The sequence below is a fragment of the Streptococcus sp. 29887 genome (genome assembly GCF_032595075.1).
Lineage (GTDB): Bacteria > Bacillota > Bacilli > Lactobacillales > Streptococcaceae > Streptococcus > Streptococcus iners.
Genome location: NZ_CP118735.1, coordinates 1250740 through 1277434, shown reverse-complemented (window position 1 = coordinate 1277434; position 26695 = coordinate 1250740). Strand labels below are relative to the sequence as shown.

Here is a 26695-nt window from a genome sequence, read left to right as displayed (position 1 = left end):
GGTGGCCGAATGAAATTAGTCTATACAGATATTCGTAATCCTCTGACACAGTATCTGACAGAGCAGGCGGCAGTATTTGCCAAACAAGGGAAGCGTGTTTTTTATATTGCTCCTAACTCCCTATCATTTGAAATGGAACGCAAGGTTTTGGAATACTTGCCAGAGCAAGCTACTTTTGACATTATCGTGACACGTTTCGGTCAATTAGGACGCTATTTGTTGATTGATAAGGTAGAGAAAGGGCTGTCGCTTGATGATGTAGGCTTGGCCATGGTTTTTTTCCGTGTCTTATCACAGTTTAAAGATGGTGATTTGAAAGTTTACGGGCGTCTAAAGACAGATTTTGGTTTTATCAATCAACTAGTAGCACTATATAAAGAGTTGCAAGGGGCCAATATGTCTGTCTTAGACTTGGAAGCCATGGGTTCTCCAGACAAACAGGCTGATTTGACCAAGATAATTCTGGCAGTAACTGATGTTTTGGTCAAAGAAGGCTTTGAGCACCGGTCCAAGTTAGCACAGCTGATTAGTATGATTGAAACAGGTCAGTTAGATCAGCAGTTAAAAGATATAGTCCTTGTTATAGATGGCTTTTCTCGTTTCTCAGCAGAAGAGGAGGCCTTGGTAAGCGCCTTAAATGAACGGGTATCGGAGATTTTGATAGGTGTTTATGCTAGTAAAAAGGCTGTAAAGGCTGCTTATATTGAAGGAAATGTTTACCAGGCCAATGTTGATTTTTTGCGTCACTTATCCGCCCAGTTTAGCAGCAAAATTGACTACATTGGTCAGGAGCCTGTTTTGGATAGTCTAGGTAAAATTTCCAAGAATATGGAATGTCATTACGATTATAGTGGTTCTCAGCTTGCCCTAACGGAGGCAGATCAAAGTAAGCTTGAGATTTGGAAAGCTATCAATCAAAAAGCTGAAGTGGAGCAGGTTGCAATCGCCATTCGTCAGCTACTTAGCCAGGGTGTTCGTTACAAGGATATTCTTTTGTTGGTTGGCGATGTTGATAGCTATCATTTACAAATTGGCAAGGTGTTTGATAGATTTGACATCCCCTACTATTTGGGGAAGGCAGAAGAGATGAGTCACCATCCCCTCGTGCATTTTGTTGAATCACTCCAACGCTTGCGTCGCAATCGTTTCAGACCAGAGGACCTGCTCAACCTTCTCAAATCAGGCTTGTACGCCAGTATTTCTCCAAAGGAACTGGATCTTTTTGAATCTTATGTGCAATTTGCAGATATGAAGGGCCAGGCTGCTTTTTCACGGTCCTTTTCGGTCAATAGCAGAGCAGACTATGATGAGGAGGTAGTTAAGGAGAAGGGGCTTATCTATGATTTGAATGTCTTAGAACCTCTGCGGGCCAGGATTATGGAGCCTTTGCTGACCTTGTTTAAGGCTGGTCCGCAAAAGGCTAGTAGTCTACTAGAGAAATTTATGGTCTTTTTAGAGGCTGTTCAGCTAACTCAAAATATGGAAGTGCTCACTAAAGAGCTAGGTGAAGCAGAGCAGGATAAGGCGGAACAAGTCTGGAATAGCTTTATCCATACTCTTCATTCTCTTCGTCAGATTTTTGGTCATGAAAAGATGAAGTTGGATGATTTTCTGGCTATTTTACAAGCTGGAATGCAGGCCAGTCAGTATAGGACTGTTCCAGCAACAGTCGATGTGGTCAATGTAAAATCCTATGATTTGATTATGCCTCATACTGCCAAGTACGTTTTTGCTATCGGTATGGGCCAGGCTAATTTCCCAAAAGTTGCTAAGAATACCAGTCTTTTGACCGAAGAAGAGATGGCCAAGGTCAATCTGGTATCAGCTAGCTCCTCTCGTTTTGACTTGGTCAGTCGTGACAATATTAAGAAAAACCACGCTACCATGATATCCTTACTAAATGCGGCTACGGAACACTTGGTTCTTTCTGCACCTCAGATATACAATGAAGGTGAAGATCCTCAATCCCCTTATATAGGCCTTCTCGTCGAGCTGATGAAGTTTCAAGTGATACCGCATGGTCGAACACTCAGGCCAAATCTTCAAGATGTCGGCTACTATAAAGGCTTGCTCTCTCAGTTAAAAGAGCCAGCCCTCTCAAGCCTTGAACAAGACTGGCAAGGTCAATCAGCTTTTTGGACTAGTCTGGTGTCCGAACTAAAAGAAAAATTTGCAGCAAAAGATCTTTCTATTCCTGAAATCAAGGATGATATCAGTCCAATCGCCTTAAGTGAAGATACTCGAGCAGTTCTCTATCCAGCAGATAAGCCTTTAAAACTATCGGCCTCTAGTTTGACCAATTTTTACAATAACCAGTATCTCTACTTTATTCGCAACGTCCTACGCTTGCGGGAGCAGGAAACCATTCATCCGACAGTGACCCAGCACGGGCTATTTCTGCATCGTGTCATGGAACGCTTTGCTATGGACAAATCTAGTGATAGTTTTGAGCAGAAGTTGGATAAGGCTATTTCTGACACTCAAAATGAAGCGGAGTTTAAGATGTTTTATAGTCAGGATGCCGAAGCGGAGTTCACGGGGCAAGTTTTAGATACGATTGCTCGCTCTACAGCGACTGTTCTAAGGGATAATGATTTGGTCGCTATTGATGGTCAGGAAAAGAGTTTCCGTGAGGAACAAGCTATTAAAATCCTAGATACTCAGGGCAATCGGCCAATTCATATCAATGGTACTATTGACCGCTTGGATACTTTATTGATAAATAATGCTGTAGGTATCGTAGATTACAAGTCCAGTGATCAGACCTTCTCATTGGCTGATTTTTACAATGGTTTGAAACCACAATTGGTCACTTATTTGGAAGCTGTGCGCCATCTGAAAGAAACAAAAGAAAAGGCTGCTTTTGGAGCTATGTATCTACATTTACAAAATCCTCTTATCCGATTAAAGGATACGAAGAATATGGAAGACCTAGAGCAGCTTGCCAATACCAGTTTAGTCTACAAGGGTTTATTTATTAAAGGGGAAAGTCAAGGTCTTTCATCCCTTTATAAGACAGAGAAGCAGACCTATGAGAAAGAGGAATGTGATATTCTACTGGAGCATAATCGACATCTCTATCAGAAGGCTGCTGAGGAAATTCTCAATGGTCGCTTTGCTATTAACCCTTATACAAAAGATGGACGTTCGGTTGCTGGTGAGCAACTTAAGGCCATCACTGGTTTTGAGGCCGATCGACATATGGGAATGGCTCGTCGTTTAGTCAAGGAAACAAAACGAGAGAATTGGCTAGAGAGAATGAAAGGAGAAGAGGACTAATGGCTTTTGAACCATTTTTAAGTGCAGAAGAAATTCGTGCTATTCAGTTGGAGGAGGCTGCTTCTGCAAAGAAGCCCAAGCGGACACCTGAGCAGATTGAAGCTATTTATAGTCATAGTCAGAACATACTTGTTTCAGCGTCAGCTGGTTCTGGCAAGACCTTTGTCATGGTGGAGAGGATACTGGACAAGCTACAACGTGGTGTGGGGATTGAAGAGCTTTTTATCTCTACTTTTACAGTTAAGGCAGCAGGTCAGCTAAAGGACCGGATTGAGGACAATCTTAATAAAACCATTGCTGCGACTAGCGATATGGACTTGAGGCGGCACCTATCAGCTCAGTTGGCTGATTTGACCAAGGCTGATATCGGGACCATGGACTCTTTCACGCAGAAATTAGTCACGACCTATGGCTATAGTCTGGGTATTTCGCCTCAGTTTCGTATCCTACAAGATGAGGTTGAGAAATCTAGTTTCAAAAAAGAAATTTTTAGTCAGATTTTTGCAAACTATTTAGAAAATGACAAATCAGGGGACTTTCGTAAACTGGTCGGCAATTTTTCAGGTAGTCGGAAAGACAATAGCGGTTTTCGTGCAGTCGTCTACCAGATTTACGATTTTAGCCAATCAACTAGCAATCCGACCCAATGGCTAAAAGAAAAGGCTGTTCAGTCAGAACTTTATAGCCAGGAAAAAATTGACCAGATGCTTGAGCAAGACTATAAGCAAACTGTTTTGGACCAGCTTTATGATGCTGCAGATTTTTTCCATTACCATGTGGAGTGGGGGAAAAAAGATTTTGGCTCTGCTCCATATTTTGCTAATGTTGAAGAGGTTGTGGGTCTTTTGACAGATTTAGATGGCTTGGGTCTAAAGGACTTGATGGAACGGGTTGAAAAAATTCTACTCATCAATAAACAATCAAATGGCAGGGGGTTGACAAATGCTAAGCGTCCTAAGGATGAGCATTTACTAGCTTTTAAGGAAGAATATAATGCTGGTAAAAAACAAATTATTGAAGGCTTGCGGGAGTTAGGGCAGGAAGTCTATGAATTGAACTTGCTTAAAGACTACCAGCTTCAAGCTCTGCCTTTGTTGGAGCTTCTGCGTGATTTTGTTTTGGATTTTTCACAAGCCTATTTGGAGTTGAAAATCAGGGAAGCTGCCTTTGAATTTTCGGATATTGGGCATTTTGCCATTCGGATTTTAGAGGAAAACGAGGACATTCGCCAGTATTTCCAAGACAAGTACCATGAGGTAATGGTGGACGAGTACCAAGACAATAACCACAGTCAAGAGCGAATGTTGGATTTGCTGTCTAATGGGCACAATCGCTTCATGGTAGGGGATATCAAACAATCAATCTATCGCTTCCGTCAGGCTGATCCGATGATTTTCCAAGAGAAATTTGAACTTTATCAGTCTAATCCAGAGGCAGGAAAATTGATATTACTCAAGGAGAATTTCCGCAGCAGTATCGAGGTTGTAGAAGCTACTAATGCGATTTTTACTCGCCTTATGGATAAACAGGTGGGTGAAATTAACTATGATGGCAGCCACCGCCTAGTCTTTGGTAATAGTGAAAACCCTACTTATAAGCCAGAAAATCAGATGGAGTACTGGCTCTATAGTCAGAAGGAAGATAAGACTGATACAGAGGATAGGGAAGAGGAGGTGGCCATATCAGCTGGCGAAGTTGAAATGGTGGCTAAGGAAATCTTACGTCTGCATAAGGAGAAGGACGTAAAATTTGAAGACATTACGCTATTAGTCCAAAAACGAACTCACAATCATCTGATTACAAGCATTTTTGACCGGTATGGTATTCCCTTAGTGGCTGATGGTGGGTTAACATCCTATCTGAAATCCTTGGAAGTCATGGTCATGCTAGATACCTTGCGGGTAATTAACAATCCGCTCAATGATTATGCCCTAGTAGCCCTTCTCAAATCTCCTATGTTTCGATTTGATGAGGATGAATTGACCCGCATTTCCCTACAGGCTAATACAGGATTTTTCTATCAAAAGATGGAAGAAGCAAAACAAATAGAAGGTATCAAAGATGATACGGACCAAGAGAATTGTGCTAGGAAAAACTTGATTACAAAAGGTTTGCAAACTAAGATTAGTCATTTCTTGTCAGTATTGGATAGCTGGCGTTCTTTTGCCAAGCTACATTCTATCCATGATTTGATTTGGAAGATTTTCAATGAAAAATTCTACTACGACTATGTGGGGACTTTGCCAAATGCCAGCAAGCGACAGGCTAATCTTTACGCCCTGGGTTTGCGTGCTCATCAATTTGAAAAGACTGGTTACAAGGGATTATCTCGCTTTATTGCCATGATTGATCGTGCCTTGGCCAACGACAAAGACCTGGCAGATGTTCAAGAATTTGTTCCGGAAAACGCAGTGCAACTCATGACTATTCATAAGTCAAAGGGGTTGGAGTTCAAGTATGTATTTCTTATGAATATTGATAAGAAATTTAACTTAGAGGACCATTACCAGTCTGTTATTATCAGTCGAAAAAATGGACTTGGGGTTCAGTATCTGGCAGATATGAAAAATCGGGTAAGGAGTTCATTACCCCAGGTGCGCGTGCTGATGAATACTCTTCCCTATCGTCGTAATTTGCAAGAGCTGAAAATTGCCAATCTATCTGAACAAATGCGCTTGCTCTATGTAGCCCTGACCCGAGCCGAGATAAAACTCTACTTGGTTGGAAAAGGGGACAAAGAAAAACTAGCAGATCGGTACGACGGCAAACAAGAAAATGGTGTCTTGTCTAAATCAACAAGAGAAAATATGGTCAGCTTTCAAGATTGGATACTAGCTATTGACGCTGCCTTTGCTGGTCAAGACCTTCACTTCAAGAAAAGATTTGTGACGGATGAGGACATGGAAGAAGACAGTGAACAAGGGGGAGGCCACCAAGAACAGACAGAGCAAGAAACTGTGGAAGAAGGTGCAAAAGAAGCAACTGAAACCGTAGAGGTTACTGTGTCTGAACAGTTACTACTAGAGCAAGCTGACCAAACTGATCAAGCCAAAGAGGTGAAGTCGGATCAAATAGAAAAAATCCAGTTAAAAGACATTGAGATTGGTTTGAAATTATTGTCTTCTGTCCAAGAACTGAATGCCAAATACAAGTCAGCTATAGAATTACCAAGTTTACGCACTCCAAGTCAAATCAAGAAACTCTATGAGCCTATTTTGGAACAAGAAGGAATGGAAATCATGGATAAGTCCGATACAAGGCAGGACTTGGCAAAATCCAAAACAAAACGGACCTTCAACTTGCCAGATTTCTCCAAGAAACCAAAAATAACTGGTGCCCAAGTCGGTTCAGCAGTCCATGAACTTATGCAACGCTTGGACTTGTCTTGGTTGGTAACAGAAGATACGGTAAGAGAAGCTCTAGAAGCTGTTCATGCAGATCAGGCTGTTAAGGACAAGATTGATATTCAAAAGATCTTGGATTTCTTTGATACAGATTTGGGTCAGGAAATTCTAGCCAATACCGACAAACTACACCGAGAAGCTCCATTTGCAAGTTTGCAGATAGATCCTGTATCACAGGAAGATTTTGTCCTTCGCGGGATTATCGATGGCTACCTACTCTATGATGATCACATTGTCCTCTTTGATTACAAGACAGACAAGTATGACCAACCAAGCCAACTCAGCCAACGTTACCAAGCTCAAATGCAACTCTACGCAGAAGCATTGAAAAAAGCCTACAAGATAAATCGTGTAGACTGCCATTTGATTTTGCTTGGTGGGGAGAGGATTGAAGTGGTTGAAGTTAAAATATAGTCATTTAGTTTTTCTTTTATTACTTCGACGCAAGAGGAAACTCCGTTTCCTTATTTCCAACTTCAAACATTCCACTGGATTGTTTGAACTCGCTTTGCAGTACTCTGCAGGGGTAACTTGCTCCGCAAGTGCTATCTCCAACCTTGCACAGTCACTCGACTGTATAAGCTGTCTGCAGCTATTGAGGCGAACTTTGTTCGCTATATCTCCAACCTCCAAAGGTTCCCCGAACCTTTGGAGCGAGTACTAAAAGTAAACTAAAAGACTATAAACTAAAAGCGAGTGATTAAACTCGCTTTTTCTGTTTGGTTAGATTGAGGCCGAATGGGACAAGATTTTCTTCTTTTTTCAAAATCCGCTGGATATTTTCCTTGTGTCGAACGATGACAAAGAGCCCCAAAAAGACGATGATAATGGTAAAGAGCCAGTCGTAGCTAGGTAGGATAAATTTTAGTGCTGGAAATAGCAGAGCTCCTAAGATTGCTAAAGCGGCAGCCAATACGCTGGAGAAGGAAACCATGGATGTCAAATATAGTGAGCTGGCAAAGATTAGAATGAGATAAAGACAGAAAGCAGGTGCGATGCCCAGAAGCATACCAGCAGATGTTGCAACCGCCTTACCACCTTTGAATTGGGCAAAGATAGGGAAAGTATGTCCTAAGACAGCCATCAATCCAAAGACAATCGGAGAAATTCCTTGGGCATGAAAGATGACGGGAAGCAAGGCTGCCAAGGTTCCCTTGAGGAAATCAATGACAAATACAATGGTCCCGGCCTTCGGACCTAAAATACGGAATGTGTTGGTTGTTCCAGTATTTCCCGAACCATGTTCACGAATGTTGATATTGAAAAAAGTTTGACCTATCCAAAGTCCTGACGGGATAGATCCCAATAAATATGCAATAAATAGTAAAATAAGATTGACTAACATGTTTTCATTATAGCATATTTTCATCTGATTTAGTCCAAAATCTTATTTTGTAAGCTGTCTCAGCCGATAGGAAACAGAAAAATTTTGCAAAAATGCCCAAAAACTTGTAATATAGAAAGGATGATAAGTATGGAGGTCAGTTTTGGCTAAGAAAGAGATTAACATAAATAATTATAATGACGATGCCATTCAGGTACTGGAAGGGCTAGATGCCGTCCGCAAACGCCCTGGCATGTACATCGGCTCGACAGATGGGAATGGGCTTCACCACATGGTCTGGGAGATTGTCGATAACGCTGTCGATGAGGCTCTCTCCGGTTTCGGTGACCGAATTGACGTGACCATTAACAAGGACGGTAGCCTGTCCGTTTCCGACCGTGGACGCGGAATGCCTGTCGGTATGCACGCTACAGGTAAGCCAACCGTTGAAGTTATCTTCACCGTTCTCCACGCAGGTGGTAAGTTCGGTCAAGGTGGCTACAAGACCTCTGGTGGTCTGCACGGGGTTGGTTCTTCGGTGGTCAATGCCCTGTCCAGCTGGTTGGAAGTTGAGATTACCCGTGACGGTGCTGTTTACAAGCAACGGTTTGAGCAGGGCGGCAAACCAGTCACGACTTTGGAGAAGATTGGTACCGCTCCAAAATCAAAAACAGGTACAAAGGTTACCTTTATGCCTGATGATACCATCTTCTCAACGACGGATTTCAAGTTCAACACTATTGCCGAACGCTTGAAAGAATCAGCCTTCTTGCTCAAACAAGTCACCATGACCCTGACAGATGAGCGGACGGGTGAGCAGGAGGAGTACCACTACGAAAATGGTGTCCAGGACTTTGTATCCTACCTCAACGAAGACAAGGAAACCCTGACTCCAGTCCTCTATTTTGAAGGAGAAGATGCAGGATTCCAGGTCCAAGTGGCCATGCAGTACAACGATGGTTATTCAGATAACATCCTGTCCTTCGTTAACAACGTTCGGACCAAGGACGGCGGTACCCACGAAACAGGTCTTAAACTAGCCATTACCAAGGCCATGAACGACTATGCTCGTAAGACCAACTTGCTCAAGGAAAAGGACAAGAACTTGGAAGGCTCTGACTACCGTGAAGGTTTGTCTGCGGTCCTTTCTATCCTTGTGCCAGAAGAGCATTTGCAGTTTGAAGGACAGACCAAGGACAAGCTGGGCAGCCCGCTTGCTCGTCCTGTGGTGGACGGCATTGTATCGGACAAGCTAACCTTCTTCCTTTTGGAAAATGGGGAATTAGCTTCAAATCTAGTCCGCAAGGCCATTAAGGCGCGTGACGCCCGCGAGGCCGCTCGTAAGGCGCGTGACGAATCCCGAAACGGTAAGAAAAACAAGAAGGACAAGGGGCTTTTATCAGGAAAATTAACCCCAGCCCAGTCCAAAAATCCAGCCAAAAACGAACTCTATCTGGTCGAGGGAGATTCGGCCGGAGGCTCTGCCAAACAAGGCCGTGACCGCAAGTTCCAAGCCATTCTACCTTTGCGTGGTAAGGTTATCAACACTGCCAAGGCTAAAATGGCGGACATCCTCAAAAACGAAGAAATCAACACCATGATTTACACCATTGGTGCAGGTGTTGGTTCAGACTTTACGCTGGAAGATGTCAACTATGACAAGATAATTATCATGACCGATGCGGATACGGACGGTGCCCACATTCAGACTCTCTTGCTGACCTTCTTCTATCGCTATATGCGACCGCTAGTAGAAGCTGGTCGGGTTTACATCGCCCTTCCACCCCTCTACAAGATGTCCAAAGGCAAGGGTAAGACTGAGAAGATTGCTTATGCTTGGTCTGATGGGGAATTAGAAGATCTCCGCAAGGATTTTGGCAAGGGCTTCATCCTCCAACGCTACAAGGGTCTTGGTGAGATGAATGCCGATCAGCTCTGGGAAACAACCATGAACCCTGAAACCCGTACCCTTATCCGTGTCACCATTGAAGACCTAGCCCGTGCTGAACGCCGTGTATCCGTCCTCATGGGTGACAAGGTTGAGCCACGCCGTAAGTGGATTGAAGACAATGTGAAGTTTACCTTGGAGGAAGCGACAGCTTTTACCAAATAATCTCAGGGAAATTTGAGGTGCAGTATGGTTTTAGAAAATAAATTGGGGATTGAAAATTCGGCTGAATTAGCTCGGCTTGAAGAACAAATCAGCAAGAAAAAAGCAGCTCAACTGTTCGAAACTGGCCAACTGTTCCAGATAGAAGTTGGGACTTTTGCAGGTTTGGCACACATTCATCAGGCTTTATTTGAGGATATTTATGATTTTGCAGGTAAAATTCGTGATGTCAACATTGCCAAGGATAATTTTCAATTCGCTCCACGAATCTTTCTTGAGCAGTCTTTGGCCTATATTGACAAGCTACCTCATACAACCTTTGACGAAATCGTTGAAAAATATGCGGATATGAACATTGCACATCCATTCCGTGAAGGAAATGGTCGCAGTATGCGTATCTGGTTGGATTGTATGCTCCGAGTTAGTCTAGGTAAGGTAGTTGATTGGAATAGCATTGATAAAGATGAGTATTTTAATGCCATGGTTAGAAGTCATGTATCAACAGGAGAGCTTAAATATCTGTTATTGCAAGCCTTAACGGAAGATCTTGGTCAGGCTACTTATTTCAAGGGTATTGACCATTCTTATTACTATGAAGGATACAATCTTTATCGCACTGCGGATTTGTAATTCTAGCACAAGCAAACTATGTGAGGTCTTTTATGCCACAAAGAGTAAAATTAACTGACCGTTTTCAAAAACGGTTGTCTGAATGGGCTCAAAAGCGTAAGCCATTTAAAAACAAACAGGAATTAGAAGATAAATTTGACCAGGCGCTTGAAACTTGGAAATCGTCCAAGACTAGAGAACGTGCAGAGGCCTTGTTGTCTGATCAAGGGAAATTGGAACATTTTCTACAAGATACCGAGAAGAAATTGGCGCGACTTCCATTTGGCGGGGACAAGTTTTCAGCCATTCCAGGAATGATTTCCATGGTTAGAAGCTATGTTAAGCGAGAATATACGACCTTACCAAAAGGAGCTATTTTAGCTACAATCGGTGCCTTAATCTACTTTTTCAGCCCTTTGGATGCCCTGCCTGATTTCCTATTCGGACCAGGTTTGCTGGATGATGCCTTTGTACTTAATGCCTGCCTCAAATTAGTTAAGTCAGATGTGGATGATTTCAGAAACTGGCAAGCAAGTCAGCGGAAGGTGGAAGAGTAGCTCTGCTATTTTACGAGGAGAAAGAAGATGTTAGAGAAAGTTGAACGATTAATAAGTGAAATTAACCGTATTCATCTTGAGTATTCACAGGATTATTTTGAAACAGGAAAAGTTGAGAAAATCAATCTCAAGCATACATTTGCCAAGGTGCCTACCCAGCCTATTCTGACCTATCGGCTTAACTTACACGAGGCTATCAATGACTATTTGATGCGTGCTGATGTCAAGGATATTGCTTATTTTTATCGTGTCAAAACATCGGAATCCATTTTGGATAAGATTGAGCGTTTTAAGGAGAGAAATGAGGGATATCCTGTCAACTCCATTCTCAATGATATTTTCGGTGCTCGTATGATTTTGACTTCTGAGGAAATCGCGGAGGTCATGGAGCGTCTGGATGACTGGCAGGAAAAATATGGACTGAAAAACTGGTACCTGCGAGATAAGGACGACTATGTCGGTATTCATATCTATTTCAAAAATAAGAGTAATTTCTACTACCCATGGGAATTGCAACTCTGGGATGAGAAGGATGTAGAAGGCAATATTGCCAGTCATATCAAGTATAAAAGGAAGTTTGTGGGGTAAAAAATGGAGTGGAAATTAGAGTCAGATGTTAATGACTGGGTAAAAGGTCAGTTAGACCGTATTGGTTTACGAAAGTTGCAAGACTACAATGAAGAATCAGGTATGAGCTCCTATATGAAAGAGGCTCTGAGAGGGTCTGCGAAAACGGAGTCTAAAGCTAATTTTGGTAAACCAGACTTTCATGTAGAAAAATATAGTCGCCCTGTTATCTTTGAAAATAAATTCTCAGCAAAAAAATTACTTGCTGAAAATAAAGAGGGTGTTAAATACGATGACAAGTCAATTGGCACTTATGCAGTTAATGGTGCTCTGTATTATGCCCGAAATATGATTGCTTCTGGTAAATACAGCGAGGTCTTTGCGATTGGTGTGGCTGGTGACAACGAAGAAAATGTTTCTCTCAAAGTTTACTATGTCTTCGGTTCTGCTCTGAATGCCTATAAAGAATTAACAACCGTTCAAACTCTTGATTTTCTTGAAAATGAGAAGAGTTTTGAAACGTTCTACAAGAACGCTGTTCTGACAGAAGAAGAAAAACACCAGATTTTAATTGATAGTCAAGCGGCCTTGCAAAGTTATGCCAAGAAACTCAATCGCCTGATGCACAATCATAATATCACTGCTCCACAGAGAGTTCTCTATGTATCTGGTATGCTTTTGGCCATGCAAGATATTGAAATGCTTACTCCAAATGGTGACAAAATTAAGTTAGACGACGGTCTACTTCCTGACAATTTATTAGGGAAACAAGTCAAAGATAAGCATGATGGCGAATTGATTGTAACGCATATTTCAAATTTTCTAGAAAACAGAGGGATTGAGAAAACCAAGCGTGACTTGATGATTTCTTCTTTCAAGGAAATCTCAAAAGATGCTCAGCGTGACGAAAAGACAGACCTTGATAAAGAAGTTGCCAAGTTGATTGATGGTCAGGCAAGTGTGACCAAACAAATTTTCACCTTTATCTATGAATACATTTTCAAAGCTATTGACGGTTTAGGTGGCCATATTGACATTATGGGGGAAATGTATTCTGAGTTTCTCAAGTATGCCCTTGGAGATGGTAAGGAAATTGGCATTGTCTTAACGCCGCCTTATGTGACCAAGATGATGTCACAGATTTTAGCGATTAAAAAAGATAACAAAGTCATGGACTTGGCGACAGGTTCAGCAGGGTTCTTGATTTCTGCAATGGAATTGATGATAGAAGATGCCAATGCTATCTTTGGTAAGGCGACCACGGCCGCAAATGAAGCTATTGACGCACTTAAGAAAAACAATCTTCTCGGTGTTGAGCTAAACGCAGAGATGTTTACCTTGGCGGCGACCAATATGATTTTACGTGGTGATGGTTCAAGTCGTATTGAGAAAGGTTCAGCCTTTAACCGCCCAGAAAGTCTCTTTGAAAACTTCAAGGCTGACCGTCTGTTGTTAAACCCACCTTTTTCTTATGATGAAAATGGACTGCCTTTCTTAGAACATGGTCTTGATAAGATGGAAAAAGGAGGCTTAGGTGCGATTATCATCCAAGATTCAGCAGGTTCTGGTAAAGCTACCAAGACAGCCCAATCTATTCTTAAAAAGCATACCATGCTTGCCTCAATCAAGATGCCGGTTGACCTTTTCGTGCCAATGGCAGGGGTGCAGACGTCAATTTATATTTTTGAAGCTAAGACCCCTCACGATGTAGAACGCCCTGTCAAATTCATTGACTTCCGAAATGATGGCTACAAGCGAGCCAAACGTGGGATTTCAGAAGTGGATAGCCCTGTTCAACGTTATCAAGACATCATCAAGATTTACAAGGCAGGCAGTCGAGCTAAAGTAGAGGCAGATTGGGATTTGGATGCTGTCCATATAGAGGATTTTATCAGTCTGAATGGTAATGATTGGAATTTTGAGCAACACCAAGTCATTGATACTAAGCCAACCTTAGAGGATTTCAAAAAGACCGTTGCTGATTACCTTTCTTGGGAAGTGACCCAACTCCTCCAGCAAAAAGGAGAAGACGTCACAAAAAAGCCCTAAGCCCTCGCCTAGCCAAACTAGACAAAGAGTTTGAAGAGGCAGGGGGAGAATGGCGGGAGTATCCTGTTTCTAAGTTGTTTAAAATTAAAAGTACCCTTAGTTTTAATAAAGATATGCTTACAGTAGGTGACGGATATGATTATGTTACAAGAACTTCTCAAAATCAAGGTATTTTACAGTCAACAGGATTTGTCAATCAAGAAAATGTTAATGATGCAGGTGTATGGAGCTTAGGTTTGTTACAAATGGATTTTTTCTATCGCAATAAACCTTGGTATGCAGGCCAGTTTGTTCGGAAGGTAATCCCTTTGATATCCATGACAAGACATTATGTTCTTTACTTCCAAACTTTACTAAATAAATTAAAACCAAAATTGTTATCAGGGCTTGTACGAGATGTTGATGAAACCTTTTTATCATCGCACTTCATACTACCAATGAAAAATGGTGAAATTGATTTTCTGTATATTGAAAATTACATAAAGACGCTCGAGGCTGAACGCATCGAGACGCTCGAGGCTTACCTAACAGTAACTGGACTTAAAGATTATCATCTTACAAAAAATGATGAGAAAATACTTGACACATTTACAAGACTGACCGATACTGAGAGTAGAGTAGAGTAGAGTATTTGGGTATATTGTCGTTATCTCCAGTTTCAATGAGAGAACTTTTTCCGTCAATCCATCAAGGGCGACGCTTAAAGAAAGATGATCAAATTCGAGGTGATTTACCATTTGTTATGGCTGGTACAACCAATACAGGCATAGTTGGTAAGATTGGCAATGATGTAAGAAAGTTTCCAAAATATTCAATTACAATTGATATTTTTGGAAATACATTTTATCGTGGGTATGAATTTGGAGCTGGTGACGATACTGGTGTATTTTGGAACACAGAAAATACTAAACCGAAATCTTTATTGTATTTGAAAACAATTATTGAAAAACAGTTGCTTGGTAAGTATGATTTTGGACATAAACTTAGGGCATCGCAAACATACGATATGGAATTTCAAATTCCTACCCAAAACAATCAATCTGATTATACCTTCATGTCCGATTTCATTAAAGTTATCGAAAAATTGGTGATTAAAGACTTGGTTGAATGGACAGACAAGAAAATCCAAGCAACGAAAGAGGTTGTTGCTCAGCATTAACAATTTGCTATGGCAGACAGGCGAGCGTGAGCGAGCCCAAAATGGATAATCGCCGCCGTAGTGAAAGAAGCTAATAACCTTGTTATTAGCTTCAGGGAAGTTGGAAGACTTTGGCGTCCAACTTAGGAATGGAACTCCAAAGGAGGTCGCTTCCGTCCCCACTACCTAAGGCGATTATCAAAAAAAATAAAAAAATTTTTTCGACAAGAAACAAAGAAAGGAATGTTTGGTTGCTAGAAACAACTGAACACGCCCTAAAGACTGTGTCAAAAAGATAAATCGTCTAGAAAATCAGGATTTTCTGCCGATTTCCTATTTTGACTTTGTCTTTTACGGGCTTTGTATCTTAATTTATGTCTAACATTCAAAACATGTCCCTTGAGGACATCATGGGGGAGCGTTTTGGTCGCTACTCCAAATACATTATTCAGGAGCGGGCCTTGCCGGACATTCGTGACGGTCTCAAGCCCGTACAACGTCGGATTCTTTATTCTATGAATAAGGACGGTAACACCTTTGACAAGGGCTACCGCAAGTCCGCCAAGTCAGTCGGGAATATCATGGGGAATTTCCACCCGCACGGTGATTCCTCTATTTATGATGCTATGGTCCGCATGAGTCAGGACTGGAAGAACCGTGAGATTTTGGTGGAGATGCACGGGAACAACGGTTCCATGGACGGCGATCCGCCAGCGGCTATGCGTTACACTGAGGCTCGCCTATCGGAAATGGCTGGCTATCTGTTGGCCGACATCGAGAAAAAGACCGTGCCTTTTGCCTGGAACTTTGACGATACGGAAAAAGAACCTACGGTGCTACCAGCTGCCTTCCCTAATCTCTTGGTCAATGGAGCGACAGGAATTTCAGCAGGGTATGCGACTGACATCCCGCCGCATAATCTGGCGGAGGTCATCGATGCTGTTGTTTACATGATTGATCATCCGACAGCTAAATTAGAAAAGTTGATGGAGTTCTTGCCTGGACCAGACTTCCCAACAGGTGCCATTATCCAAGGGGCTGACGAAATCAAGAAGGCCTATGAAACAGGTAAGGGCCGTGTCGTAGTCCGTAGCCGTTGTGAAATCGAGCAACTTAAGGCTGGTAAGAAACAGATTGTCATTACTGAAATTCCTTACGAGGTCAACAAGGCTGTTCTGGTTAAGAAGATTGATGATGTCCGTGTCAATAACAAGGTGCCAGGTATTGCCGAGGTGCGTGATGAGTCAGACCGTACAGGTCTGCGGATTGCCATTGAGCTGAAAAAAGACAGCGATGAGCAAACCATTCTCAACTATCTTTACAAGTACACCGACCTGCAAATCAATTACAACTTTAACATGGTGGCGATTGACAATTTCACACCGCGTCAGGTCGGATTGCAGAAGATTCTGTCCAGCTACATAGCCCACCGCCGTGAGATTATCATTGCCCGGTCTAAGTTTGACAAGGAAAAGGCAGAGAAACGCCTCCATATCGTAGAAGGCTTGATCCGTGTTATTTCTATTTTGGACGAGGTCATTGCCCTTATCCGTGCCTCTGAAAACAAGGCGGATGCTAAGGAAAACTTGAAAGTCAGCTATGAGTTTAGCGAGGAACAGGCAGAAGCAATCGTGACCTTGCAACTCTACCGCTTGACCAATACCGACATTGTGACCTTGGAAAATGAAGAAGCAGCCCTACGCGAGCAGATTCAGACCTTGGCAGCCATTATCGGTGATGAGCGGACCATGTTCAATCTCATGAAGAAGGAACTGCGTGAGGTTAAGAAGCAGTTTGGCAATCCTCGTTTGAGTGAATTGCAGGATCAGGCAGAAACGATTGAGATTGACACCGCCAGCTTGATTGTCGAAGAAGAAACCTTTGTCAGCGTGACCAAGGCAGGTTATATCAAACGGACAAGTCCTCGTTCATTCAATGCCTCAACCCTTGAAGAAATGGGCAAGCGAGAGGATGATCAGCTGATATTCTTGCAAAATGCTAAGACAACTCAGCACCTCTTGCTCTTTACCAATCTTGGAAATGTCATTTACCGACCTGTCCATGAACTGACAGATATTCGTTGGAAGGACATCGGTGAACACCTGAGCCAGACCCTGATGAACTTTGATACCAATGAAGAGATTATCTTCGCTGAACTGGTTGAGAATTTTGAAGAGGGAACTTATTTTGCGGTGACCAAATACGGTCAAATCAAGCGTGTAGAGCGGAAGGAGTTCACGCCATGGCGGACTTACAAGTCTAAGTCAACCAAGTATGCCAAACTCAAAGATGCCGAAGATGTGGTTATTACTGTATCGCCTGTGGTCTTGGACGACATCATGCTCATGACAGAAAAGGGCTACGCTCTACGATTTAACATCGAAGAAGTGCCGATCATCGGTGCCAAGGCGGCCGGTGTCAAGGCGGTCAACCTCAAGGACGAGGATGTGGTGGCTGCGGCCTTTATCAGCAATACAAGCTCCGTCTATCTCCTTACTCAGCGGGGTAGTTTGAAGCGGATGGCGACGGAGGAAATCCCTGTGACCAGTCGTGCCAAGCGTGGTCTGCAGGTCCTTCGTGAACTCAAGGCTAAGCCTCACCGTGTCTTTGCGGCGGGTCCAGTCTTGACGGACCAGGGGGATTTTGACCTCTTTAGCACGGCAAATGAAGATGAAACGACTAGTCAAGTTCTTCATGTCCAGTCTAAAACTGGCAAACTTTATGAAGTCGATGTGACCCAGCTCAGCCTGTCTGAGCGCACTAGCAACGGCAGTTTTATTTCAGACACCATTTCTGATGAGGAAGTGCTTAAGGCTTGGATTGATTAAGTATTTAGAATGAAAAAGAAATTCCTTATTTTGTTCACTATCTTAGTACTGATAGTCCTTGCCATGAAAGTCTTTCCTACCTTTGAGGAAGGGCTTCACCAGCTGATTGGTTGGTACTAATGGATATAGAACGAACCCGCTCCGGCGGGTTTTTCTAATGTTGCAAAATATTCTGAATTTTTCTTGTAAATCACTTTCAAAAGTAGTAAAATAATAAAAAATACCTTTGGAGAAACTATATGACAGTAAACATCGACTGGGAAAACCTTGGTTTTGCCTATATGAAGCTACCTTACCGCTTCATCGCTCATTTCAAAAACGGCCAGTGGTCTGAGGGGCAGCTGACTGAAGATGCAGAACTTCACATTTCAGAAAGCTCACCAGCTCTTCACTACGGCCAGCAGGCCTTTGAAGGCCTCAAGGCCTATCGCACCAAGGAGGGAAAACTCCAGCTCTTCCGTCCAGACCAGAATGCCGAGCGCCTACAACGCACAGCTGACCGCTTGCTCATGGAGCCTGTTCCGACAGAGCTCTTCATCAAGGCTTGTAAAGAAGTGGTCAAAGCCAATGCAGACTACGTCCCTCCCTATGGAACTGGTGGCACCCTCTATCTTCGCCCTCTCCTCATCGGTGTCGGAGACATCATCGGTGTGAAACCTGCGGAAGAGTACATTTTCACTGTTTTTGCTATGCCCGTTGGTAACTACTTCAAGGGTGGTCTGGCTCCGACCAACTTCCTCATTCAAGACAAGTACGACCGTGCAGCACCTAACGGAACAGGGGCAGCCAAGGTTGGCGGTAACTATGCAGCATCGCTCTTACCGGGCCAATATGCCAAAAAGCAGGGCTTCTCAGACGTGATTTACCTGGACCCAGCTACCCACACCAAGATTGAAGAAGTCGGCTCAGCAAACTTTTTTGGGATTACAGCTGATAACGAGTTTGTCACACCGATTTCACCGTCAATCTTGCCGTCTATTACCAAGTATTCTCTCTTGTATCTAGCAGAGCATCGTCTGGGGATGGAGGCAGTGGAGCGAGAAGTGCTTGTCGAAGAATTAGACCAGTTTGTCGAAGCAGGAGCCTGTGGAACGGCAGCTGTTATTTCACCAATTGGTGGTGTCCAAATTGCAGACAAACTCCATGTTTTCCATAGCGAAACAGAAGTAGGTCCAGTGACCCGTAAACTCTATGAAGAATTAACAGGCATCCAGTTTGGTGATATTGAAGCACCAGCAGGATGGATTGTCGAAGTGGAATAAAATTTTCTCCTATTCAGTTAGAGCTGGGTAGGAGTATTTTTATGCAATGCATCACAAGGAATAATTTTTAGATCTACTACTCTTTTGCACACTTTTTAGCAATAAATTTGTTATAATGGTAGGGATTAAGATATATTCCTTACACTTAGAAAGGTAAAAGATGTATGAATAAGAAATCAGATGACATTATGAATATTTTTGATTTGATCAAGCTATTTAAAAAGAATGCACTTATGATTGTCATTTGTGCCCTATTTGGTGGTCTTCTTATGGGCTTGTATGCAAATTTTGCAGTGAAACCTCAGTATGATTCAAGTGCTCAACTCTTAGTTGCCCAGGATCCGATTGATATTGGTAGTGGTAATACTTATGTACAGGCAGCCAACTCTATCCGAACAAATTTGGAAATGATTCCCACCTATCGTGATATTCTCTATGGAGTGCCAGTCCTTGGAAAGGTATCGGAAACGTTTGATGGTAAATATTCGGCAGCAGAATTGAAAGAGCGTTTAAGCTTTACTCAATCAGAAAACTCCCAGGCTTTTGTTGTTAAGCTCAGGATGGATGACGCAAAGGAAGCGCAAGCTGTTCTTGAAGAAATTACAACAGTTTTCAGTCAAACCTTGCAGGAAATCTATAGCAAAGGATTCGGTAAAGTGGTAGTCCTCTCACCTGCTTCTTATAATGGTAATAAGGTATCTCCGAATATCGTTAAAAATATCATTTCAGGTGTGCTAGCAGGTGTTTTTCTCTCATTTGGATTCATTCTTACTAGAAATCTTTTTGACCGAACTGTAAAAAATGATGCCTTGTTACAAAATCGTAACCTGACACTCTTGACTGAATTATACGATATGACTTCAAAAGAGATTAGTGACGCAAATTACAAATCAAATTTATAATACTAGAAAGTGATTCTACAAATGTTTTTCGGAAGAAGAAAGAAACAAAAAGAATTTAATAAGCAGCAATTGCAAGGGGCTCCGCTTTATTCAGCGACCCAGCCAACCAGTTTGAATGCAGAGCAGATTCGAGTTCTTCGGACTAACTTAGAGTATGCACAGTTGGATGGTAAAATCAAATCAATCGGTATTACCTCTTCTATACCGGGTGAAGGAAAATCTACTGTTTCAGCTAACTTAGCGCATAGTCTTGCTGCCACAGGTAAAAGAGTTTTGATAGTAGATGCTGATTTGCGAAAACCAACTGTTCATCGAACTTTTAAGGTTACTAATCAACGAGGTTTGACGGATATTGTTATCGGAAGAGAAGAGCTGTATACTCAAAATTTGCATTACCTTACAGATTTAGACTTGTATGTGCTACCTTCAGGCCCTATTCCACCAAATCCATCCGAACTCTTGCAATCTGAAAATATGAGCAAATTGATGACAGATTTGGCCAACTACTTTGATTTTGTTATCTATGATTTACCCCCTGTAAATAGTGTGACGGATGCACAAATCATTTCTAGAAAAGTAGATGGCATGATTTTAGTAGTTCGTCAAGGCTATGTCTTAAAGACTGAGCTTGAAAAAAGTTTACGGAATTTGAATAATGTTGAAGCAAAACTGATTGGTTATGTCATGAATGATGTTGCAAAAGAACAGAAGGATTCTTACTATGCCTATTATGGAAATGATGATGTCTTAGGTGATTCGAAATAAATGTTCGGTAGTCATAATAAAAAGAGTTGAGTGTGAAACTCAGCTCTTTTGACTAGTTATTTAGTTAAAATAGTGGTTAGAAAGCGTCCAATGGAATAGCTTGTTGGCAATACATAGACTTTAATAAAATAGCGGTGAAGAGGCAGTTCTGATTTGTAAAAAGTTGATAAATAAGGATTTTTAATGTACTCAAGCTTAGCTAGTTCCTGTCTAGCCTCTTGATAGGCATTCTTATCTTCAGCTTTCACCGCATTAGCAACCATTTGGAGTAAATCTTCAATCATTTTGAAGGTAAAATAGTCCTTATAGTCTGGATTTCTTTCCCCCATAATGCGATTGTTTTCCATAGATTTCCAATTGTTTTGAGGATTTGGAGTAGTGCTAAGCGAACCCTCTCTAGATCGATAGATATACAGTTTTTCCGGAACAGTAGTGATGTGGCGGGCGTGAACCATCAGTTCAAAATAAATACCTTCTCCCATTCCTTTTAAAAATCGGAACTGAATTCTATCTATCAATTCTCTTGAAACAATCCGTGCAGTTGGTTGGGTATTATGAAAGATGTCCTTGAGTTCTGCTTTGCCATAAATGGCCTTATGCCAAACAGACTTTGTCTTACCGTCAGAGGAAAAGGTGCCAGTATCGCAAAGAATTAGATCTGCCTGGTCCTTGATTGCCTGTAGATAGAGTTTTTCAAACATATCCTCCTTGACAAAGTCGTCCGAGTCAACAAATGCTATATATTCTCCTGTGGCTAGATCGATTCCTTTATTCCTTGCTTCACCAACCCCAGTATTTACAGCTGACTCAACAAGGGTAATACGTTGGTCTTTATCAGCATAGTTTTTTAGTATTGCCAATGATTGGTCGGTAGAGCAATCATCAATCAAAATCAATTCGATATCGCTTAAGGTTTGTTTTAGAATGGATTCAATACATTGACCAATGTATTGTTCGGTATTATAAACCGGGATAATAATAGATACTTTTGGCAAAACATTCTTCCTTTCTTTGTTTTTCATTATACCATATCGCGAAAAATAGTTTTATTTTTTAATGGACTGTTTCCAATATTTTCATTTTTTTAAACGAGATGGTATAATACTGTGTTAGAAATTTTTAGCCGAAAAGCAAGTGCGTAGTATTGTAGTTTTTTCCAGAAAGGATAGCGATGAAATGAAAAAGTTTTTTAGATATCACTCAAGAATGTTAGGGACGGTAGGTTTGTATGGACAACACACTATTTAATAAATGGGGAATATATTTTTTCTATTTTTCGATAGCTATTTATCCCCTCAGTATGATGATGAATATCGTTTTTCAACAGATAAACATTGACTTCCTAACAGGAAGAAGTATTTATATCGGATACGGTCTAGTCTATCTCTTTGCAATTATCGTACTTGTTAAATTTGGTTTTTCACTGAAAAGATTAGTGGCACTGTATTGCATATATATTTTATATTTCATTTTGTATTTGACCAGTCCTCAATCAGTTAAGTCGGTGTATACTAGCACAGTCATGATGATGATTTACGTCTATTACCTACCCTATTCAGTGCTTATTTTAACTAGAATAGGTGACTTTAGTCAGCTATTCTCTAGTAAATTGATTGAATACACGAATTATGTTATTATAGTCAGCTCATTTATTGCCAAGTATTTCTTTCAGAATCAGACCAATTATATGACCTTTTCTTATCAGCTGTTACCAATTTGGATGCTATTTACCTTTAGTTTCATTCGCCGACCGACACTGCTTAAGGCGGGAGTTGCCCTAGTTATGTTGCTAGAGGGAGTTATATATGGTGCTCGCGGCCCATTGATCTGGTTGGTTATCGGAGCAGTGGTCTATTTCATCTTTCTGGCGTTTGAAAACAAGTTCATCAGCAACCTATCCTTGAAGAAAATATCGCAAATCGTTCTATGGCTGGGGCTTTTCATAGGAATTTTCTCAGTTGCAAGAAAATCATTGCCTGCACTCAACATTGAAAATTCTTATATTTTAAATCGTTTGGAACAAGGGAACATCGGAGTGAGTACAGGTAGAAATGAGATGATTGACATAGCCATCAACTATTTAAAACAGATGGGCGGTGAAATCAATGGTTTGTTTTTCGACCGTACCCTCATGCCGGATAATATTTACGTTCATAATTTTATATTAGAAACCTATCTATCGTTTGGTTGGTTTATAGGTACACTAATTTTGATTTCATTAGTTTATTTTATTGGAAAAACCTTCCTTTACGCTAACAAAAGAAATAAAATGGTTCTGATTTTTGCCGTTCCAGCCTTCTTCTTAAAATATTTTTTAACCGGAAGTATGTATGAAGGAGATAGTTTTATCATTATGATGGCCCTTGTTTGTGCTATCTATAGTCATGCAAAACAAGAAAGAAAAATGTCTGATATTGACTAATCAAAAAAACTCTATTGTCCCATGCTATTGGTAGCTACGGAGCAATAGAGTTTTTGATTACTTGATCATTGAGAGAATATTTTTTTGAAGTATAAAGCGATTGAGGAGATAAGAAATTCCACTAGTAAGGATGACACTACATAGACCAAATAGTCCCCAGCTCATAAAATTAGTAATCCATTTTGTCAATGGAAGGAAAATCAGACAGGAAGTAGATACAGTTAGCATATCAACCAATAGTTGCCATTTTAGATGGTGTAACTGTGCCTGTAGGATATGCCGATAGCAGTACCAAATATAGTAAAAGAGGCTAAATAATAGTGATATACTTGTTCCGATAGCTACCCCAATGAGCTGCCAATGAAAGACTAGGCCAATAGAGATGGCTAGATTAAGGAAGGCTTCCGAATAGGTTCCAACTTGTGTCTCCTTAAAACTTCCTGCTGAAAAAACCAGTGTACGATAGGGCAAGCGCAGGGCGTAGATAAAGATAGCCAAGGTCATCAGATAACCAAACAAGGGCTGGTTATAATTCGTATCCGTTATGCGTCGGGTATATAGGATGACAAATGGCGTAATCAATTGGAAGGTAGTGCTTAACAAAATTGTGGCAGCGGTATGGATGGTCCATTCAATTTTCTTAAACTGTTCATGTAAAATGCTTGTATCTCCTAGATGGAGTGCTCGTCCCAAGAATGGTCGTAAACCGCTAGTTGCCGCGTTCAGAAAGGTCTTTATCCCCTGGAAAACCGTATTGTAGACAGCATAGACAGAAACCTGAGAAAGACTAGCAAAGAGTGATAGGATGACCACATCTGTACTTTCTTGAATGGTATAGGCGATATGCTGACCAATACCGTACCACTGTTGTTTGATTTTGTAGTTTTTGTCAATATGCTTTTTTGAGATTTTGTAGTGCTTATGGACGTAGTAACTAATGCAGATGGGTGGAAGTATGAACACGAGGGACGAAACAAATTTCACTAGGTAGATACTGTGACCACTGTTAATTAAGAAAATAGAAAGGGCTAAGTTAATGATATTAGCAGTTCCTTGCAATACTTCCTTGATATAAGCTCGTTGGTCGGAACCTAAAATAATTTGACTGGTAATACCTACAAAGAATTGCAGCAAGTGGGAGAGGGATAGTATCAAAGTTAACCCTATAATTTGAATATTGGAAACATTGCCAGTTAAGGTTTGAGGTAGGATTAAGCACAAGCAACCAATATAGACCAACAAGGCCAGACCAATCCGGCTGAAAAAAACTTTAGATTTATAGTAAATGGTTGATAATTGGTTAAAGTCCCCATCTAAAATTGGTTTATATAAACTCGCTTGAATAACGGTAGCCATTCCAAGATCGAGGAGACTGATTAAGTTGAGGTATTGGGAAATACTTGACATCAATCCGTTAATTTCTGAACCATAGGCAGTGATAAATAATCTTGGTAATATTAGACTGCAAATGATGGAGATACATTTATTGAGTAAGGAAATTAGTCCATTGAGTTTTAGTGATTTTGTATTCATAGAGCTTGCAACTTTCTAACAAAGGACAAATATTGTAATTACGTTTTTTTGATAAAGAGAACGAAATTTGATAAAATAGTAACAAATAATATCTTTGAATAGTAATATTATCTAGAAATAAGATTTTGTTTCACTTGTAATAGTTTTTTTAGTGCAGAATAGCCGAATAGGGAGCAGGTCCAATATAGAAATGGAACAAATCTAGGTTTGATTTGAATCGATTTCCATAATTGTTGACGAGTTTCTTTTACCTGGCCTAGTTTGAAGTAGCGCATAGCAAGATAATACTCCTGATAGGCCAGTAAGTCCTTTTCTGGAAGCGCCTGTAATGTTTGGTTGATGGCGCGTGCTTTTTTAGATACAATTTGGTAACCCTGAATGACCTTGGTAGAGTTTTTGGAAATACTGTCTTCTTGCACCTCATAGGCAACTAAATCTTCTGCCAGTTTGTAGCCCTGACTGACTTGGAGGAGTTTTAGAAACAAGTCCCAGTCCTGACAGCTGAGTAGATTACTATCTAATCCACCGACCTGTTGAAATAGCTCCTTCCTTACCATTAGGGTAGAGAATCCACCTAGGTTATTTTGCTTAATTGTTTCTTTTAGTGGAATAATTCCTTCTGGAAGGGTGTGGACCGCTTTTGCGCCGAAACCAGTCACAACAAAACCAACTTCCGGTCGGTCTTGTAAAATACGAACTTGTTTTTCAAGTTTTGTTGGTAGAAAATAATCATCAGAATCGAGGAAGGCGAGGTATTCTCCTTTAGCCTGTTCTACCCCTAAACTTCGACAAGCATTGGCACCACTATTTTCTTTTACAACAAAGAGTGAAAGATTGTCCTGTTGCTTTTGTAAGTCTTGAATGATCGAAACAGATTGGTCAGTTGATTGATCGTCAACAACGATGATTTCTACATGTGAATAATGTTGTTGATTGACGCTTTCAATAGCTCTTTGGATTAAATGTTGGCGATTAAAGTTCGGAATAATGACTGAGATAAGTGGTTTCATGAAAATATCCTTCTACGTTTCTACATTTAATATTACAACAGGATAGACTTTTTTTCAAATCTCGTCAATTGGTTTGAGTGATTTTCAGGACGCGCGTGAATGTTTTAAAATACTAGATTGAAATGTGAATTTAAAAGATTGATAAAGGATACATGATATATGACGAACCAAGCATATGACACTCCACTGGTTAGTGTCGTTATTCCAGTTTATAATGCCTCGCAGTTTATTGAAGAAACCATTCAGTCTGTCCTTAAACAGACTTATCAGCATTTTGAAATCATCCTTGTAGATGATGTTTCAACGGACGCATCGGTATCTATCATTAGAAAAATGATGGTGACAGATAAGCGCATTTCCTTGCTTGAGAACGATGTCAATACCGGCGTTGCTATTGCACGAAATAGGGGTGTTGCGGCTTCGACAGGTCGATTTATTTGTTTCTTAGATGCCGATGATTTTTGGACTCCGACGAAACTGGAAAAGCAGGTGGCCTTTGCCTTGAACAATGGCTATGCATTCACTTTTACTTCTTATCAATTTGCTGATGAGAGCGGGATAGCCCTAAAGGCACCACTCCATGTACCAGGCAAGATTTCTTATCAACAAGCGCTTGGTAATCATACGATTTTTACATCGACGGTCATGCTAGATCTCAATCAGCTTACCAAGAAAGATATTGAAATGCCGGATGTTCGTAGGGGGCAGGATATGGCTACTTGGTGGAAGATTCTCAAAATGACCGACTATGCTTATAGTATCGACGAGCCTCTCTCAATATATAGAAGAACATCGACATCACTGTCAGCTAATAAGTTTGTCGCTATAAGACGTACCTGGCATTTATTTAGAAATGTTGAAGGTCTGTCTTTGTGGCAAACTATTCCATTCTTTTTTAGCTATGCCATTAATGCTGTCAGAAGAAGATTATAAGGA

The 26695-nt window shown here is 41.0% G+C and carries 19 protein-coding genes; 15 read left to right on the top strand and 4 right to left on the bottom strand.

Annotated elements, in window-relative coordinates; genetic code table 11:
- Positions 1-9: 9 nt before the first annotated feature.
- Complete coding sequence (rexB, locus tag PW252_RS06340) at positions 10-3279, top strand: ATP-dependent nuclease subunit B (RefSeq protein ID WP_248049967.1); 3270 nt, start codon at positions 10-12, stop codon at positions 3277-3279.
- Positions 3279-7097, top strand: a complete 3819-nt coding sequence (addA, locus tag PW252_RS06335) for a helicase-exonuclease AddAB subunit AddA (protein WP_248049968.1) — start codon at positions 3279-3281, stop codon at positions 7095-7097. The genes rexB and addA overlap by 1 nt, the downstream gene beginning before the upstream one ends.
- Before the next feature lie 286 nt (positions 7098-7383).
- Here the strand turns inward: addA and plsY are convergent, their stop codons facing one another.
- Positions 7384-8028: a glycerol-3-phosphate 1-O-acyltransferase PlsY gene (plsY, locus tag PW252_RS06330; protein WP_248049969.1), complete on the bottom strand. Its 645-nt coding sequence runs from the start codon at positions 8026-8028 to the stop codon at positions 7384-7386.
- 142 nt (positions 8029-8170) lie between these two features.
- On the opposite strand from plsY, the gene parE reads away from it, so the two are divergent.
- The 11 genes from parE (at position 8171) to PW252_RS06275 (ending at position 20794) form a co-directional block, all read left to right on the top strand.
- Positions 8171-10120 (top strand): DNA topoisomerase IV subunit B, encoded by a 1950-nt coding sequence (gene parE / locus PW252_RS06325; RefSeq protein WP_029178094.1) that lies wholly within the window; start codon positions 8171-8173, stop codon positions 10118-10120.
- A 24-nt stretch (positions 10121-10144) separates the two neighbouring features.
- A complete protein-coding gene (gene fic, locus PW252_RS06320) occupies positions 10145-10747 on the top strand; it encodes a protein adenylyltransferase Fic (protein ID WP_248049971.1) in 603 nt (200 codons plus the stop codon).
- Between the two features lie 32 nt (positions 10748-10779).
- Positions 10780-11283 carry a YkvA family protein gene (locus PW252_RS06315; protein WP_248049973.1) on the top strand — a complete coding sequence of 168 codons (504 nt, stop codon included), beginning with the start codon at positions 10780-10782 and terminating at the stop codon, positions 11281-11283.
- A gap of 27 nt (positions 11284-11310) precedes the next feature.
- Positions 11311-11871, top strand: a complete 561-nt coding sequence (locus PW252_RS06310; RefSeq protein ID WP_248049975.1) for a nucleotidyltransferase family protein — start codon at positions 11311-11313, stop codon at positions 11869-11871.
- A 3-nt stretch (positions 11872-11874) separates the two neighbouring features.
- Complete coding sequence (locus tag PW252_RS06305; RefSeq protein WP_248049976.1) at positions 11875-13899, top strand: HsdM family class I SAM-dependent methyltransferase; 2025 nt, start codon at positions 11875-11877, stop codon at positions 13897-13899.
- Positions 13842-14525 (top strand): restriction endonuclease subunit S, encoded by a 684-nt coding sequence (locus PW252_RS06300; RefSeq protein WP_248049977.1) that lies wholly within the window; start codon positions 13842-13844, stop codon positions 14523-14525. Before PW252_RS06305 ends, PW252_RS06300 begins: the two co-directional genes overlap by 58 nt.
- A gap of 5 nt (positions 14526-14530) precedes the next feature.
- Positions 14531-15058 carry a restriction endonuclease subunit S gene (locus PW252_RS06295; RefSeq protein WP_316716642.1) on the top strand — a complete coding sequence of 176 codons (528 nt, stop codon included), beginning with the start codon at positions 14531-14533 and terminating at the stop codon, positions 15056-15058.
- A 353-nt stretch (positions 15059-15411) separates the two neighbouring features.
- Entirely contained in the window at positions 15412-17865 is a 2454-nt protein-coding gene (parC, locus tag PW252_RS06290; RefSeq protein WP_248049979.1) for a DNA topoisomerase IV subunit A, read from the top strand.
- A 239-nt stretch (positions 17866-18104) separates the two neighbouring features.
- On the top strand, positions 18105-19127 hold the full coding sequence (locus tag PW252_RS06285) for a branched-chain amino acid aminotransferase (RefSeq protein WP_248049980.1): 1023 nt from the start codon (positions 18105-18107) through the stop codon (positions 19125-19127).
- A 164-nt stretch (positions 19128-19291) separates the two neighbouring features.
- Entirely contained in the window at positions 19292-20029 is a 738-nt protein-coding gene (locus PW252_RS06280; protein ID WP_248049982.1) for a YveK family protein, read from the top strand.
- A 21-nt stretch (positions 20030-20050) separates the two neighbouring features.
- Positions 20051-20794: a CpsD/CapB family tyrosine-protein kinase gene (locus PW252_RS06275; RefSeq protein ID WP_248049983.1), complete on the top strand. Its 744-nt coding sequence runs from the start codon at positions 20051-20053 to the stop codon at positions 20792-20794.
- A gap of 56 nt (positions 20795-20850) precedes the next feature.
- Here the strand turns inward: PW252_RS06275 and PW252_RS06270 are convergent, their stop codons facing one another.
- A complete protein-coding gene (locus tag PW252_RS06270; RefSeq protein WP_316716640.1) occupies positions 20851-21789 on the bottom strand; it encodes a glycosyltransferase family 2 protein in 939 nt (312 codons plus the stop codon).
- A gap of 233 nt (positions 21790-22022) precedes the next feature.
- On the opposite strand from PW252_RS06270, the gene PW252_RS06265 reads away from it, so the two are divergent.
- On the top strand, positions 22023-23216 hold the full coding sequence (locus PW252_RS06265) for a hypothetical protein (protein ID WP_316716639.1): 1194 nt from the start codon (positions 22023-22025) through the stop codon (positions 23214-23216).
- Between the two features lie 57 nt (positions 23217-23273).
- Here PW252_RS06265 and PW252_RS06260 read toward each other — a convergent pair whose 3' ends face one another.
- Complete coding sequence (locus PW252_RS06260; protein WP_248049991.1) at positions 23274-24749, bottom strand: lipopolysaccharide biosynthesis protein; 1476 nt, start codon at positions 24747-24749, stop codon at positions 23274-23276.
- Between the two features lie 107 nt (positions 24750-24856).
- Positions 24857-25759 (bottom strand): glycosyltransferase family 2 protein, encoded by a 903-nt coding sequence (locus tag PW252_RS06255; protein ID WP_248049994.1) that lies wholly within the window; start codon positions 25757-25759, stop codon positions 24857-24859.
- Between the two features lie 159 nt (positions 25760-25918).
- Here PW252_RS06255 and PW252_RS06250 point away from each other — a divergent pair, with 159 nt between their 5' ends.
- On the top strand, positions 25919-26692 hold the full coding sequence (locus PW252_RS06250; protein WP_248049996.1) for a glycosyltransferase family 2 protein: 774 nt from the start codon (positions 25919-25921) through the stop codon (positions 26690-26692).
- The last annotated feature ends 3 nt before the right edge of the window (positions 26693-26695 follow it).